This is a genomic window from Dellaglioa sp. CoH-56-MRSF-10 (genome assembly GCF_056782175.1).
The window spans coordinates 1-270 of the sequence record NZ_JBXAYF010000113.1; the positions used below are offsets into that span (position 1 = coordinate 1).

General features: G+C 58.5%; 1 protein-coding gene. It reads left to right on the top strand.

What is annotated here, in order from left to right; genetic code table 11:
* Positions 1-270 (top strand): hypothetical protein (locus tag AC1RP4_RS08010; protein ID WP_481763278.1); only part of this gene is annotated, 270 nt, incomplete at both ends.

Below are 270 nucleotides of genomic sequence, written 5' to 3' on the forward strand. Positions count from 1 at the left end.
GTATCGAGGACTGGATGGAAGATATCAAGCTGGACTCGCCGCGTGATGAGATTGCGCAGATTCTGGGCGAAAAGTACAACATTGCATTCTCGTCGCAAAAGATTCAGCAATGGGATCAGGTGTACGACGTGGTGATGGACGTGCTGGACGCGCAGGCCGGTATCAAGGTCAGTGAACCCGAGGTCAAGTACGACCCGGGTCTCGCGCAGCGTGTCCGGCGTGTGGTGCGCGCCGCAGTCGGGAACGGCCCGCTCGAACTCGACACGAATC